Consider the following 13,827-nt stretch of genomic DNA (forward strand, 5'->3'; position numbering starts at 1 on the left):
AGCTTGTGGTCAGTCAAAGGGAATCCCGTGGTTGTAGGTGAAGGTCAGAACTTCATGGCGCCGGCTGCCAGGTCCGCGATGAACGAGCGGGCACCGATCAGGAAGACGCCGATCAGGGGGATGACGCTCATCAAAGCACCGGCCATCACCATCGAGTAGTCGGTGCCGTAGATGCCGTTCAGTTGGTCGAGGGCGACCTGCAGGGTGAGGCGGTTCGGGTCGGTCATCACGATCAGCGGCCAGAGGTAGTCGTTCCAGACGTTGATGAACGTGAAGATGCCGAGGAAGGCCAGACCGGGCCGGAGCACCGGCAGGCCGACGGTCAGGTACTGCCGGAAGAACCCGGCGCCGTCGACCTTGGCGGCCGAGATCAGTTCGTCGGGGATCGCGCCCTTGGCGTACTGGCGCATCCAGAAGATGCCGAACGCGTTCGCCGCGCCCGGGATGATCAGTGCCTTCAGCGACCCGATCCAGCCGAGCTGCGCGAGCACCACGAACTGCGGCACCAGCGACAGCTGGGTCGGGATCATGAACGTCGCGATCAAGATGCCGAACAGCACGTTCCGGCCGGGGAACTGGTACTTCGCGAACGCGAACGCGGCCAGTGAGTCGAAGAACAGCACCAGGACCGTGACGGCCAGCGACGCGATCAGCGTGAGCAGCATCGAGCCGAAGAAGTCGATGTTGTCCAGCACCTTGCCCATGTTCTCGAACAGGTGCGAGCCGATCAGCAGCTTCGGCGGGTAGCTGAAGATGTCCGGGGTGGTGTTGGAGGCCATCACCACCATCCAGTAGAACGGGAACAGGGAGACCAGCACGCCGAGCATCAGCACGATGTGGCCGACGGCGGTGCGCACGCGCTCAATGGACATCTGCGGCCTCCCTCTTGGCATTCTGGGCTGCGATCCTGCGTTCCACCCGCCGAGCGGCGCGTCGGGTCAGTCGTTCGTCGTCGTTGCCGCCGATCAGCCGCCAGTTGATGATGCTGAACAGCACGATCAGCACGAACAGCGCCCACCCGACGGCAGCGCCGTACCCGAACTGGTTCTTGATGAACGCGCTCTGGTACAGGTACGAGACGATCGTCAGGCCGGCGTCGCCCGGGCCGCCGATGCTGCTGGTGTCACCGAACAGCACCCGGGACTCGGTGAAGATCTGCAGACCGCCGATCGTCGAGGTGACCGCGGTGAACAGGATCACCGGCCGCAGCATCGGCACCGTGATCCGCCAGAACGTCTGCCGCGGGCTCGCGCCGTCCACTTTCGCGGCCTCGTAGACGTCGGCCGAGATCGCCTGCAGACCGGCCAGGTAGATGATCGCGTTGTACCCGACCCAGCGCCAGGTGACGATAGTGGCGATCGCGATCTTGATGCCCCACGGCGAGGTCAGCCACTCGACCTGGCCGAGTCCGATCGACTGCAGGAACGCGTTCAGCAGGCCGAAGTTGTTGCTGAAGATCGACCCGAACACGAGCGTGATCGCGACCACCGAGGTGACGTTCGGGACGAAGTACGCGATCCGGTAGAAGGTCCGCAGCCGGGTCGCGTTGTGCAGCGCGTTGGCGATCACCAGCGCGAGCAGCAGCATCGGGACCGTGGACAGCACCCAGATGATCAGCGTGTTGCCGATCGTCTTCCAGAACGTGGCGTCGGTGAGCAGGTAGTGGTACTGCTCGAGCCCGACCCACTTCATCTGGCCGATGCCGTCCCAGGAGTGGAACGAGATCCAGATCGAGAACAGCACCGGGAACGCGCCGAAGATCGCGAACAGGATGAAGAACGGGGCGACGGCGGTGTACTGCGGGAGCGCCTGCCGGTACTTGTTGGGCGGCTTCTCGGTGGCGGCTTCCGACGTATCTGAGGCACTGGTGGCCGGCACTGCCTTGCTGGTGACTGCCATCTAGATCGCCCCCGCTCGGCTCAGCTCGCGCTGGACCTGGTGCTGGGCGTCCGCCCAGGCCTGGTCGGGGTTCTTCCCGGACGCCTCGACGTTCACCAGTTCGGAGCTGATCGGGGTGTCGATGATGCTGTCGTACGGCGAGAAGAACGCGCCCGGGTACTTCTTCGCGGAGTCCGCGAACACGTCGACGATCTTCTGGCCGCCGAAGAACGGGTCCGGCGCCGACAGCTTCGGATCGGTGTACGACGCCGACGTGGACGGGAACAGCACCGGATCCAGGAACGCCTGGGCCTGGTTCTTCGCCGACTCCAGCCAGCTGATGAACGCGAACGCCGCCTGCGGGTTCTTGCAGTACTTCGTGATCCCCAGGAAGGACCCGCCCTTGTTGCCGGCGCCACCAGGAGCCGCCGTCACCCGCCAGAGTCCCTTGGTCTTCGGCGCCGCGTTCTTCGGGCCGAGCTGCGCCCACCAGACGGCGCCGTTGTAGGCCACCAGCTTCCCGTTGGTGACCACGGCGTTCTTGTCGCTCGAGTTCTGCGCGTTCGCCGACAAGCCTTCCTTCACCACTCGCACAGCCAGGTCGAACGACTGCCGCACGTGGTCCTGGTCGCCGATGTAGTTCCCGTCCCGCGTCATGTACTTCTTGGGCAGCTGGGCCATCCGGTAGCCGTAGATGCTGGTGATGTTGTCGGTGATCGACGAGCCCGGCACGGCCTGCTTGAGTTTCTTGCCGAGCGCGATGAAGGCGTCCCAGTCCGGCGCGAGGCCGGCGACCGCGGCCGGGTCGATGTCGATGCCGGCCTTGGTGAAGACGTCGGACCGGTAGAACAGCGCGGTCGGGCCGGTGTCCATCGGGTAGGCCATCATCTTGCCGTCCGGCGTGACGCCCCACTTCCACTTCCAGGGCAGAAAGTCCTTCTCCAGGTCCTTGGCGCCGAGGTCGTACAGGTTGTGGAACTGGTCGGCGTTCGGGAAGTACGTCGCGACGTCGTCGTTGATCGCGACGATGTCCGGGACCAGGGACTTGCCGGCCAGCGCGGTCAGCACCTTGGTCTTGTAGTTGGACCCGATCCGGGTCATCGCCAGCTTCATGCCGTCGTACCCGGGGATCGCCTTCTCGGCCTGGCTGATCAGGCCGTCGTTCACGGATCCGACCCAGGTCCACATGCTGAGCTCGTTCTTCCCACCCAGCGAGCCGACAGAGCCGCAGCCGGTGAGTCCGGCGGCGGCTGCGGCGGTGCCGGCCGCCAGGAACGTCCTTCTGGTCAGTGTCATAGCCTCACCTGGCGCTTTCTGTTGGATTTCGCCGGAAGGTGTCCACTCATGTTTACGTAGCCATAGGTAAGCGCATACCGACTGAACCGGTCAAGGGCTCCGATGACAAGATGACGCCATGACCGTACGCACCGTCCTGTTCGACGCCGACGGAGTGATCCAGCGGCCCACCTTCGACTGGTGGCGCAGGCTGGGCACGCTGGTGCCCGCCAACGGGGCGGCGTTCGTCGAGGACCTGATGGCGGCCGAGCGGCCGGCGCTGGTCGGGAAGATCGACTTCCGGGAGGCCCTCGGCGACGTCCTGCGGCGGTGGAAGTCGACCGCCTCCATCGCCGAGGCGATCGAGCCGTGGCGCTGGTTCGTCGCCGTGCCGGAGGTGGTCGAGCTGATCCAGTCGCTGCGCGCGGCCGGGATCGAGTGCCACCTGGCCACCAACCAGCAGGCCTACCGGCGGGCGATCATGCAGGACGAACGCGGGTACGGCGCCTGGTTCGACCGGACGTTCTACTCCTGCGACCTCGGCCTCGCGAAGCCGGACCCGGCGTACTTCCGGGAGATCCTGCGCACGATCGACGTCCCCGCCTCCGAGGTGCTGTTCATCGACGACAACGCCGCCAACGTGGCCGGCGCCCAGAGCGTGGGGATCCTGGCGGAGCTGTACGACCTGTCGTCCGGCGTACCGGCCCTGATCGACCTGCTGCGTCGGCACGACCTGCCGGTTCGTGGCTGAACTCTTGTCATGACGTGACCGCCGTGGCATGGTCTGCGGGCAGCTGACAACGTAGGACAACCCACCGGCCGCCCCTGGAGGCACCCGTGTCCGATCGCCCACGTCTCACGCTCTCCCGCCGCCACGCGCTCGGTCTGGCGGCCGGTCTCGGGCTCGCCGCCGCGGCCTCGCCGGCGTCGGCCTTCGGTACGTCGGCGCACGCCGTCTCGCCGTACCCCAAGGGACAGCGGCCGCGGGTGCTCAACGTGTTCGCGGAGGACTCGCTGAGCCTCCCCGAGCGGACGCTGGCCACCACGTTGCAGGGCTTGATGGCACGCCGCGGCCCTGAATCGCTGTACCTCAATCTGCCGACGCTCGGGTATCAGCACTGGCTCGACGACCTGGTCGCGCGGTACGGCGTCCACACCCGGACGGGTGACCTGTGGGACACCGTCGGCCGGTCGGGTGTTCGCGGCTACGTGCTGTTCCGGACGGGGACCCCGTCGGTCAACGTCGCGACCACGCTTGCCGGCGTGACGGGTGCCGTGGCGATCGAGGAGAGCCTGGAGTCACTCGCGATCCAGCACGGGCTGCGCAAGGTCCTGGACGTGCGGGACAAGGACGACCGCTGGGTCTTCGACACGTACTGGCCGCGGCTGCGGCACGACGTCGTGGTCGAGCAGCGCGCCGACTTCGCGGAGCGGCTCCGGGACTACGCCACGATGGCCGGGACGTTCGCGTTCTTCGACGGCAACTCGGACTTCCGCGCGCAGGTGGTCGACGCGCTGGACGACGACGGCACGGTGATCGGCTGGGGCGACGCCTCGCAGGGTGAGGACGCCTTCATCGGCGTGAACTCGGCGACCGGCGTGAAGGCACTGCCGGCCGACCACGCCCGCAACCTGTCGGTGCTGTCCGGCATCCGCGAGGACCGGTTGACCCAGCACACGTCCGCGGAGCTTCCCGTCCCGGATCCCGATGCCCACTACGTCACGTTCCTGATCACCGACGGGGACAACATCCAGTGGGCGCTCGGCGACTTCCCGACCGATCCGCGCTGGTTCGGCAGCCCGCGCCGGGGCGAGGTCGACCTCGGCTGGGGGATCTCGCCGTCGCTGATCGACCTGGCACCGTCGGTCATGCGCTGGTTCTACGACCAGTCACGCAAGGACCGCTGGGTCGTCGGCCCGTCCGGCGGCGGCTACATGTACCCGAGCCGCTACCCCGCCGCGGCGCTGGACAAGCACACCGCCGCGCTGGCCACGGCCATGGGACGTTCCGATCTGTCCGTCGCCCAGATCATCGACTTCGACGCGTTCAACAACACCCGCCTCTGGTCGTCGTACCTCAAGCACCCCGAGATCGACGGCCTGATCTACCTCGAGTACTCGCGGTACGACGGCCTGAAGGGCAAGGTCGTCTGGTCCGAGGGCAAGCCGGTCGTCTCGGCCCGGACCATGCTCTGGGAAGGACTCGACGGTGCCGACGAGGCCTCGGTCACCAAGGAACTGAACACCGCGACCCGCAACCCGCGCTCGACCGCCGGCTACTCCGTCGTCGTCTGGCACGCCTGGAGCAAGTCCGTCGACAAGGTCCTCTCGGTCGTCGACGCCCTCGATCCGCACGTCAAGGTCGTCCCGCCCGACACGCTGGTCCGGATGATCGGCAAGTACGCCAAGCACTAGTCAGAGTTCGCGGAAGTAGACCGCGACCGGGAGCTTGATGCAACCGAGGCTCTCGTAGAAGGCACGGGCGGGCGCGTGGAAGTCGTCGCCGCCCGTGCCGATCTCGACGTACTGCGCGCCATCGGCACGCATCGCGGCGAAGGCGTGCTCGCAGAGCGTGGTGGCAGTGTTCGAACGGCGGTGGTCCTCGGCGACGGCGAGCAGCTCCACCGTGCCCCGCTGCTTGGCGGGCTCGAGGTGCCAGGCGACGTACCCGACGATCTCACCGCCCTCCTCGGCGACGGCAACATGCTTGTGCTCGGCCGGGTTGTGCAGACCTGGGAGCTGCCTGCGGTAGTCGCCCTGCCAATCGCCGTGCTGCCGGGTGAAGATCAGCTCGCCGACCAGTGGGCGGAACGAGTCCTCGTAGAACGGACCGAAGGTGTCGATCGTGAGGTCGATCAGTCGTGGCAGGTCGGCGTCGGTGTACGTGCGGATGGTCATCGGGGTCAGGTTAGTGGCCTGCCGGTGGTACGGCGACCGGGATTGTGTGGACCTGGCCGGTGTGGGCGCCGCCGCGGAGGCGGGCGAGGTTGTTCGCGATCGAGTCGGTCATCCGCCACTCGGAGGTGAGGATGCAGAGGGTGGGGCCGTTGAAGTCGGCGAGGGTGACTGAGAACGGGGCGCGGTTCTCCGGGAGGTCGACGCGTTGCAGGATCTCGCCGCCGGCCGCCACGCGGACCACGCCCTCGCTGCCGGTCTGGGACCAGATCGCGCCCTCGGCATCCAGGCAGATGCCGTCCGGGCCGAGGTTCTCGGCGTACACCCGGCGGTTCGTCAGGTCGCCGTCCGGCTGTACGTCGAACGCCGTCAGCCGGCCGGCGAACGACTCCGCGATCACCAGCGTGCGGCCGTCCGGGGTGAGCACCATGCCGTTCGGGAACTCGATCTCGCCGGCCACCTGGCGGATCGTCCCGTCCGGCGCGATCAGCTTGATCCAGCCGGGTTTCGGCGCCTCTCCCCCGGAGAAGTTGAAGTCCGCGCCGTCCAGGTAGATGTTGCCGTGGGCATCGACCACCAGCTCGTTGGCGTGCTGCTCGGCGAGGACCGTGACCGACCCGTCGGGCTCGTACCGGCGGAGCTTGTCGCCGGTGGTGAGCAGGCGGCCGTCGGGGGTCCACTCGATCGACCAGCCCATCAGGTTCTCGACCGGTACGTCGAAGTACTCGGCCTTGCCGTCGGCGTCGACCGCGACGACCTGCTGCTCGATCCAGTTGCAGAACCACAGCCGGCCGTCGTGCCAGCGGGCGGACTCGGGCATCGCCAGGTTGTCGATCAGGAGCTTCATGGTGGTCACCTCGTTCGCAGTGGGTGCATTGTCACCCCCTACACGAACGAGGTACGGCCTGATCGACGGCTCAGCAGGAAAAGTACGCCGAGCAGCGGGAGCGTGATCAGGTACGCCGTTCGCAGGTTGAGGACCCGCGCCAGTACGGCGAGCAGCGCCGGGGCGACGAGGATCGCCGTACCGGAGGCCAGCGCGCCGACCGCGGCGAGGCGGGCGGAGCTGATGCCGGGCGTCGCGACCAGGGCGGCGAGCGTGACCGGATACAGCGGCGCCACGCCCAGGCCCGCCACCACCAGCCCGCCGGCCACCACCGCCGGTCCGTCGAACAGGCTCACCATCAACGTGCCCACGGCCGCGAGCAACCCGGACGGCACCACCGGCGACCACGTGTTGAGCCGGATCGGCCCCACCGCGCGCCCGACCGCCATCCCGATCGGAAAGGCGCTCCCCAGCAACGCGGCTGTCGCCGTAGGCAGCCCACTGGCCACCAGCCGGGCCACAGCCCACACCACGAAACAAAACTCGACCGAAACCGCCAGCACCACCCGCAACCACCCGACGCCCACGTCCATCACCACACGCCGCCCAACCCGCCGCCACTTTCCCCCAAGCCCCACTGCCGGAGCCGAATCAATCAGCACCGGCACGGCCTCGGACGCCCCCACACCCCGCTCGCCCCGCTCGCCCCGCTCGCCCCGCTCGCCCCGCTCTGGCGCGCGAAGAGCGGCGGAGCGTTTGCGCGTGAGCAACGCGAGGAGTAGCAGCGGTGGAGCTGCGGCGATCATCGCCAGGCGGCCGGTTGGGCCAAGGCCGTCCAGGGTGCCTATAGCCAGCGGGGCGAGGATGCCTGTGCCGCTGGCTACCGCGTTGACCCGGCTGATGCGGGCGGCTGCGGTTGGGCCGTTCAGCATGAGTGGAGCGACCAGCACCAGCAGTGCGCCGCCCAGGCCGACCAGTAGGCCGCCTGTGATTGCTATGGCGTACGACGAGGCGACCGCGATGAGTACTGCGCCCACGGCGCACACGACTGAGCCCAGAGCGAGCACAGTCGGCATCTCCCACCGCCTGAGCATCCGCGGGCCGACGAACGCGACCAGCATCAGCCCGACGGCGAACCCCGACGACAGCAACGTGAGCCGGCTGGTCGGCTCGTTCAGGTCGCGGGCCAGGATCGCCACGCACGCCCCGAGCCCGGCCAGCACGAAACCCATCGCCGACAGCGCGATCCCGATCCGGATCTCGTCGCTGCGGCTCCCGGCGGCGACCGGGGCCTGCGCGGTCACTCCAGACCTTGGAACAGCGCGTCGAGCCGATGCAGGTCCGGGAGCTCGAGGTCCGCCGGCACCCCCTTCAGCCCGGCCGTCATCGCCCCGGACGCCTGCCCGGCGGTCAACCCGACGACGGTGTCCTCGACCACCAGACACTCCGTCACCGGTACGCCGAGCAGCTCCGCCGCCCGCAGGTACCCCTCCGGATCCGGCTTGCCGCGGCTGACGTCGTCGACCGTGACCAGCACCGACGGCGCGATCCCGGACACCGTGAGCCGGAGCTTCGCGAGCTGCGCGGGCGCACTGGTGTAGACCGCCCACGGCAGCCCGATCCGGTCGAGCGTGCCGATCAGCTGGACCGCGCCCGGCTTCGCCACCACGCCCTCGACGTCGCTGACCTCCAGGTCCAGCACCCGCGCCCCGGCCGTGGCCAGCTCGGCCGCCGACGCGTCCGGCAGGAACTGCGCGATCGTCGCGGCCGCCGGATTCCCGTGCGCGACCGCGAGCACCGCGACCGGGTCCAGCCCGCACTCGACCGCCCAGCGACTCCAGCTCCGGTCCACGACCGCGTCCGAATCCACCAGCGTGCCGTCCATGTCGAACAGCACGGCGCGGATGTCCCGGATCTCCATCAACCCTCCCATTAAACTCGTCCTACGAGCATAAACGGAAAGGCCGCGATGACTCCAGTACGCCGGGGACAATGGCAGACGGCCGCGGACGTCCTCAGCCAGGTGGCGCGGCAGCCCGGGATCACCCGGGCCGCGGTTGCGCGCACGCTCCGGCTGAGTACGGGGTCGGCGACGGAGGTCACCGCCCGGCTACGCGACGTACACCTGCTCACCGAGGCCCCTGCGCCCAGTCAGGGACGCGGCCGGCCGACGACCGTGCTGCAGGCGCACCCGGAGGGTCCTGTCGTGCTGGCGCTGGACCTACGGCAGAGCAACTGGCGCAGTGCGGTCGTCGCGCTCGACGGCTCGCTGCAGGACCCGCAGTACACCCGTCACCGGAGCCGGCGTGCACAGGTGGTGCTCAAGAATCTGCGGCACGCGGTAGAGCAGACACAGGAGCGGTACGGCGACCGCCTGCAGCTCGTGAGCCTCGCAGTACCGGGCACCGTCCGCGACAACCAGCTCATGCAGGCGCCCACGCTCGAGTGGGTCGAGCTGGACCTCACACAGGTCACGGCCGACGTCGACGTACCGCTGCTGGCCGGCAACGACGCGACGCTCAGCGGCGTGGCCGAGGCCCGTACGGGGGCGGCGGCGGGTGCTGGTACGGCGGTGCACCTCATCATCGAGGTGGGTATCGGCGGGACGTTGCTGATCGACGGTGTGCCGGCTCAGGGCGCGTCTGGGGCTGGTGGTGAGTACGGGCACATGCCGTTCGGGGACCGTGCTCGTAGCTGCCCGTGCGGTGCTCGCGGCTGCTGGGATCTCGAGATTGACGGGCGCGCTCTGGCGCATCACTTGAAGCAGCCGAGACCTGACGACCCTGTGGCGTACACAGAAGAGGTACTGCGACGCACTGACCGGGCTGCACATGCAGCTGTTGCGAAGGTGGTGGCCGCGCTGGGCTACGGGATCGCGGGGCTCGTCAACGCGCACGATCCGGACGTGGTCACGATCGGCGGGCTGGCCATTCCACTGCGCGCTGCCGCCGAGGACACGTTCACGGAGGCGTACGAGGGCGGGCTGATGAGGTTTCACCGCGGGTCTCCCCCGCCGGTGCTCGCGGCCACACACCAGCCGGACGGACCACTGCGTGGCGCCGCCGCATTGGGCCTCGACCAGCTCACCACCGAACCAGCCATCGCAACCTGGGCCGCCCACCACAGCTAGTCGCCCGGCCCCCGGCGCCTTCGCCCGCTAGTCGGCCGACCGCCCGGCGTCTTCGCCCCCGCCCTCCGGGCCTGCCCCTTCGCCGGCTCGTTCGTCGGCGCCTCGGCCGGACTCGTCGGCGGCGGCCGCGTCCTCTGCCGGGGGCTTGGGTTTGGGGACGATCGGGGGTTCCACCTTGGCCAGGATCTCGGTGAGGTCGTGGCGGTGGTGCTGGATCTCGTGGGCGGTGTGGCGGATGATCCAGCCCAGCGTGCGCGGTGCCCGGACCGGGTAGTTGTACAGCCCGAGCTTCCCCAGCTGCTGCGGCTGCAGCACCCGCGCCGCCGCGCCGAACTCGCGGGCGAACCGCATCAGCGCGGCCGCGACCTCCGTCGGGTCCTGGTCCTCGTACTTCAGCTCCTTCACCCGCCCGGTCCGGTCCATCGGCGCGTACACCGGCCGGTCCTCCGCCAGGCACTGCGCGATCCGCAGCCGCTGCACCTCGAGTACGTCGCGCACGTGGCACGCGTACTCGATCGCGGACCACACCTCCGGCTCCGGCCGGATCCGCACCACGTTCGCGTCCGGACCGGCAGCCGCCTTGGTCAGCGCCATCGCGCAGTCCGCGGCCTGCCGGATCAGCAGCGTCACGGTGCCCTGCAGGTCACCCGTGTCGTAGTTGAAACCGCACTGCTCGCAGTACCCGTCCACCGGGGGCCGCTGCTTGTTCAACTGCTACTCCCTCTGAATCTCCATGCGTGGTCGACCGGGCCGATGCCGTCGCCCAGGGCGAAGCCGGCCGCGATCGCGCCGGTCACGTACTCCTTCGCGGCGCCGACCGCGTCCGGTACGTCGTACCCACGGGCAAGGTACGACGCGATGGTGCTCGCCAGCGTGCAACCTGTCCCGTGTGTGTGCCGGTTGTCGGCGCGGGCCGCACTGTACGCACGGCGTACGCCAGGACCGTGCAGGATGTCGACGGCCGCCGTACCGACGTCGTGGCCGCCCTTCACGAGCACCCAGGTCGCGCCCGCTTCCAGGAGCGCCTTCGCGGCGAGGTCCCGGTCCTCCACGGTCTCCAGATCGACACCGGACACCGGACCGAGCTCCGTGAGGTTGGGCGTCAGCACGGTGGCCAGCGGAACGATCTCCGACCGTACGGCGTCCATCGCGTCCGCCGCGAGCAGCGCGTCGCCGTGCTTGGACACCGAAACCGGGTCGACCACCACGGGTACGTCGTCCGGAAGCGTGCGCAGGAGCGACGCCACCACACGGACCATCGGCTCCGACGCCAGCATGCCGGTCTTCACCGCGTCCACGCCGATGTCGTCGACGACGCTGCGGAACTGCGCGCGCACCTGCTCCTCCGGCAGCTCCCACGCGCCCTGGACGCCGAGGCTGTTCTGCGCGGTGATCGCGGTCAGCACGCTCATGCCGTGCACGCCGTTGGCGAGCATCGCCTTCAGGTCCGCCTGGATCCCGGCCCCGCCACCGGAGTCGGAACCGGCGATCGTCAGCACTCTGGGGGGCCGCATCTCAACTCCTGAAATGTGCGTGTCCGGTCTCTGCAGCATACGGCGAACCGTCGACGGTCACGGTCCCGGGCGGGCGCTCCTCGTTGCCCTCGGCAACCGAGCCGATGACGGTCCAGCCCTCCGGTACGTCGGCCGGCTCGAACGTAGCGACCAGGGCGTGGTCCTCGCCGCCGGTCAGCACGAACTTGAGCGCGTCCACGCCGGTCGCCGCGGCCACCGCCTGCAGCGGCTCCGGCACGGTCAGCGCCTTCGTGTGGATGTCGATGATCACCTGGCTGGCCGCCGCGATGTGGCCGAGGTCGGACAGCAGCCCGTCGCTCACGTCGCACATCGAGGAAGCCCCGCGGAGCGCGGCTCGCGGACCCTCGTCGTACGGCGGTTGCGGGCGCCGGTGCGCCTCGACGACGGCCCGCGGCGAGCGGAACCCGCGCGCGAGGACCGCCCAGCCGGCTTCCGCCCAGCCGAGGCGTCCGGCGTACGCGACCTCGTCGCCCGGGCGGGCACCGGAGCGCAGTACCGGCGGACGGCCGTCCAGCGAGCCGAACGCGGTCACCGACACGACGATCTTGTCGGACTGGACCGTGTCGCCGCCGACGATGCTCGCGCCGACCAGCTCGCACTCGTCGACGAGGCCCTGGTTCAGCTCCAGCGCCCAGGCGGTCGGCAGGTCGGCCGGACCGCCGAAACCGACCACGAGGGCGGTCGGCCGGGCACCCATCGCGACCACGTCGGCCAGGTTCTGCGCGGCGGCCTTGCGGCCCACGTCGTACGCCGACGACCAGTCCTGGCGGAAATGCCGGCCCTCCACCAGCAGATCGGTCGTGATCACGATCCGGCCGTCCGGCACCGCCAGCACGGCCGCGTCGTCGCCCGGACCGACCAGGACGTCCTCACTCTGGGACAGCCCCTTGGTGACGGCCGCGATCAGGCCGAACTCACCCGTGCTCCCCAACGTCTCTGTCACGTCAGCAGACCTCCCATATCGCTAGCCGGAGTCTAGGCGGTACCGTGACGGAGCAACGAGTACGCCCGGTCACCTGGCAGTACTGTGGCCGGAGCCAGCTGAGGACGACTGAGTGGAGAACGACGTGGTGGTCCAGGCCTACATCCTGATCCAGACCGAGGTCGGCCGCGCTGCCGACGTGGCGGCACAGATCGCCGAGGTCCAGGGCGTCACCCTGGCCGAGGACGTCACCGGTCCGTACGACGTGATCGTCCGCGCGGAAGCCCGCAACGTCGACGAGCTGGGCAAACTGGTGGTTGCCCGGGTCCAGAACGTCCCCGGCATCACCCGCACCCTGACCTGCCCCGTCGTCCACATCTGACCGGACCCGCCCGCGGGACCCGACGCCTTTTCGCATGCCCAAACACCAGCCCAGCCCATCCCACCGCTTCGCGGGGTCGGTGGTCTGGTTTCTGCTCACCGCGCTGTTGATCACCGGATGCAGTCCAGGGGCGGCGCCCGTGCCTGTGCCTTCACCGGCTCCTGAAGTTGCTGCTGCTTGTGGGGAGTTGGTGAAGGGACTGCCTGCGAAGGTGCTCGACGCCAAGCGACGGAAGACGACCCCGGAGAGTCCGCTGACCGCGGCGTACGGCGACCCGGCGATCGAGATGACCTGCGGCGTCGCACCGCCGGCGGGCATGGCCGAGGCACAGTCGCAGTGTTTCGAGGTGAACGGCGTCGGCTGGTACGCCAAGCAGGTCCAGAACGGCTACATCTTCACCACCATCGGCCGCACCCTGTACTTCGAGGTAGCAGTCCCCAACAAGTACTCCCCCGAAGCCAACGCCCTCACCGACGTCTCCGACACCGTCCAGAAACACGACAAACTGGTCACACCCTGCATCTGATCGCCGTGTCCGGTACGGCGGGACGGCTGCGACGTCTCGGGTGGAAGCACCCGGACGAACGGAGAAGCTGATGAAGTACATGATCCTGACGTACGCGTCGCAGCAGGACTACGACGGGATGGCAGGGAAGGCGACGGGGAAGCCGGCCTGGGAGGCGGCGGACTTCGCGGCGATGGGCGACTTCATGGAGAAGTTCAACGCCGAGCTGGCCGCCTCCGGCGAACTGGTGGAGACGCGGGGGCTGGCGGCGCCGGTGCTGACCCGGCGGCTGGGGTCGACGGACGGGCAGCCGGTGGTCACGGACGGGCCGTACGCCGAGACCCAGGAGGTGCTCGCGGGGTACTGGATCGTCGAGTGCGAGTCGTTCGACCGGGCGACCGAGATCGCGTCCCGGCTGGCCGGCAGTCCGGTGCCGGAGTTCCTGCGGGCCACGGCGTACGCCGACATCCGGCCGATCG

At 69.1% G+C, this 13,827-nt stretch carries 16 protein-coding genes; 6 read left to right on the plus strand and 10 right to left on the minus strand.

Features of this window, described 5'->3' with window-relative positions; all coding sequences use genetic code 11:
- Positions 1-44 precede the first annotated feature (44 nt).
- Genes VFF46_RS32590 through VFF46_RS32600 form a run of 3 tightly spaced genes read right to left on the minus strand, consistent with a single transcriptional unit; the run spans position 45 to position 3,174 of the window.
- A complete protein-coding gene (locus VFF46_RS32590) occupies positions 45-872 on the minus strand; it encodes a carbohydrate ABC transporter permease (protein ID WP_325041083.1) in 828 nt (275 codons plus the stop codon).
- Positions 862-1,899, minus strand: coding sequence for a sugar ABC transporter permease (locus tag VFF46_RS32595; RefSeq protein WP_325041084.1), 1,038 nt, complete (start codon positions 1,897-1,899; stop codon positions 862-864). Before VFF46_RS32595 ends, VFF46_RS32590 begins: the two co-directional genes overlap by 11 nt.
- Positions 1,900-3,174: an ABC transporter substrate-binding protein gene (locus VFF46_RS32600; RefSeq protein ID WP_325041085.1), complete on the minus strand. Its 1,275-nt coding sequence runs from the start codon at positions 3,172-3,174 to the stop codon at positions 1,900-1,902. It abuts the gene before it with no gap.
- Positions 3,175-3,292: 118 nt separating this feature from the next.
- Here VFF46_RS32600 and VFF46_RS32605 point away from each other — a divergent pair, with 118 nt between their 5' ends.
- Complete coding sequence (locus VFF46_RS32605; protein ID WP_325041086.1) at positions 3,293-3,904, plus strand: HAD-IA family hydrolase; 612 nt, start codon at positions 3,293-3,295, stop codon at positions 3,902-3,904.
- An 86-nt stretch (positions 3,905-3,990) separates the two neighbouring features.
- Positions 3,991-5,568, plus strand: coding sequence for a GxGYxYP domain-containing protein (locus tag VFF46_RS32610; protein WP_325041087.1), 1,578 nt, complete (start codon positions 3,991-3,993; stop codon positions 5,566-5,568).
- Here VFF46_RS32610 and VFF46_RS32615 read toward each other — a convergent pair whose 3' ends face one another.
- The 4 genes from VFF46_RS32615 to VFF46_RS32630 are packed head-to-tail and all read right to left on the minus strand — an operon-like array spanning position 5,569 to position 8,795.
- Positions 5,569-6,051: a GNAT family N-acetyltransferase gene (locus tag VFF46_RS32615; protein WP_325041088.1), complete on the minus strand. Its 483-nt coding sequence runs from the start codon at positions 6,049-6,051 to the stop codon at positions 5,569-5,571.
- 10 nt (positions 6,052-6,061) lie between these two features.
- The gene (locus VFF46_RS32620; RefSeq protein WP_325041089.1) at positions 6,062-6,895 is read right to left on the minus strand and encodes an SMP-30/gluconolactonase/LRE family protein; all 834 of its coding nucleotides are present in this window, start codon (positions 6,893-6,895) and stop codon (positions 6,062-6,064) included.
- Positions 6,896-6,933: 38 nt separating this feature from the next.
- On the minus strand, positions 6,934-8,178 hold the full coding sequence (locus VFF46_RS32625) for an MFS transporter (protein ID WP_325041090.1): 1,245 nt from the start codon (positions 8,176-8,178) through the stop codon (positions 6,934-6,936).
- Complete coding sequence (locus VFF46_RS32630; RefSeq protein ID WP_325041091.1) at positions 8,175-8,795, minus strand: HAD-IA family hydrolase; 621 nt, start codon at positions 8,793-8,795, stop codon at positions 8,175-8,177. Before VFF46_RS32630 ends, VFF46_RS32625 begins: the two co-directional genes overlap by 4 nt.
- A 48-nt stretch (positions 8,796-8,843) precedes the next feature.
- Here VFF46_RS32630 and VFF46_RS32635 point away from each other — a divergent pair, with 48 nt between their 5' ends.
- Positions 8,844-10,004: an ROK family transcriptional regulator gene (locus VFF46_RS32635; protein WP_325041092.1), complete on the plus strand. Its 1,161-nt coding sequence runs from the start codon at positions 8,844-8,846 to the stop codon at positions 10,002-10,004.
- 27 nt (positions 10,005-10,031) lie between these two features.
- Here VFF46_RS32635 and VFF46_RS32640 read toward each other — a convergent pair whose 3' ends face one another.
- The 3 genes from VFF46_RS32640 to VFF46_RS32650 are packed head-to-tail and all read right to left on the minus strand — an operon-like array spanning position 10,032 to position 12,482.
- Entirely contained in the window at positions 10,032-10,715 is a 684-nt protein-coding gene (locus VFF46_RS32640; protein WP_325041093.1) for a DinB family protein, read from the minus strand.
- The gene (gene thiD / locus VFF46_RS32645; RefSeq protein ID WP_325041094.1) at positions 10,712-11,518 is read right to left on the minus strand and encodes a bifunctional hydroxymethylpyrimidine kinase/phosphomethylpyrimidine kinase; all 807 of its coding nucleotides are present in this window, start codon (positions 11,516-11,518) and stop codon (positions 10,712-10,714) included. Before thiD ends, VFF46_RS32640 begins: the two co-directional genes overlap by 4 nt.
- Position 11,519: 1 nt before the next feature.
- Positions 11,520-12,482 (minus strand): thiamine-phosphate kinase, encoded by a 963-nt coding sequence (locus tag VFF46_RS32650; protein WP_325041095.1) that lies wholly within the window; start codon positions 12,480-12,482, stop codon positions 11,520-11,522.
- Positions 12,483-12,609: 127 nt separating this feature from the next.
- On the opposite strand from VFF46_RS32650, the gene VFF46_RS32655 reads away from it, so the two are divergent.
- The 3 genes from VFF46_RS32655 to VFF46_RS32665 all read left to right on the plus strand — a co-directional run.
- Positions 12,610-12,843 carry an Lrp/AsnC family transcriptional regulator gene (locus VFF46_RS32655; RefSeq protein ID WP_198682133.1) on the plus strand — a complete coding sequence of 78 codons (234 nt, stop codon included), beginning with the start codon at positions 12,610-12,612 and terminating at the stop codon, positions 12,841-12,843.
- 34 nt (positions 12,844-12,877) lie between these two features.
- Entirely contained in the window at positions 12,878-13,369 is a 492-nt protein-coding gene (locus tag VFF46_RS32660) for a DUF3515 domain-containing protein (RefSeq protein ID WP_325041096.1), read from the plus strand.
- Between the two features lie 70 nt (positions 13,370-13,439).
- On the plus strand, positions 13,440-13,827 hold a 388-nt coding region (locus VFF46_RS32665), incomplete at its 3' end, for a YciI family protein (protein WP_325041097.1).

This window comes from Kribbella sp. (assembly GCF_035655035.1).
Classification (GTDB): domain Bacteria; phylum Actinomycetota; class Actinomycetes; order Propionibacteriales; family Kribbellaceae; genus Kribbella.

Bases quoted from the DNA above. Each gene is read 5' to 3' on its own strand.
- VFF46_RS32590 (WP_325041083.1), bottom strand. From the start codon at position 872: ATGTCCATTGAGCGCGTGCGCACCGCCGTCGGCCACATCGTGCTGATG.
- VFF46_RS32595 (WP_325041084.1), bottom strand. From the start codon at position 1,899: ATGGCAGTCACCAGCAAGGCAGTGCCGGCCACCAGTGCCTCAGATACG.
- VFF46_RS32600 (WP_325041085.1), bottom strand. From the start codon at position 3,174: ATGACACTGACCAGAAGGACGTTCCTGGCGGCCGGCACCGCCGCAGCC.
- VFF46_RS32605 (WP_325041086.1), top strand. From the start codon at position 3,293: ATGACCGTACGCACCGTCCTGTTCGACGCCGACGGAGTGATCCAGCGG.
- VFF46_RS32615 (WP_325041088.1), bottom strand. From the start codon at position 6,051: ATGACCATCCGCACGTACACCGACGCCGACCTGCCACGACTGATCGAC.
- VFF46_RS32620 (WP_325041089.1), bottom strand. From the start codon at position 6,895: ATGAAGCTCCTGATCGACAACCTGGCGATGCCCGAGTCCGCCCGCTGG.
- VFF46_RS32630 (WP_325041091.1), bottom strand. From the start codon at position 8,795: ATGGAGATCCGGGACATCCGCGCCGTGCTGTTCGACATGGACGGCACG.
- VFF46_RS32635 (WP_325041092.1), top strand. From the start codon at position 8,844: ATGACTCCAGTACGCCGGGGACAATGGCAGACGGCCGCGGACGTCCTC.
- thiD (WP_325041094.1), bottom strand. From the start codon at position 11,518: ATGCGGCCCCCCAGAGTGCTGACGATCGCCGGTTCCGACTCCGGTGGC.
- VFF46_RS32660 (WP_325041096.1), top strand. From the start codon at position 12,878: ATGCCCAAACACCAGCCCAGCCCATCCCACCGCTTCGCGGGGTCGGTG.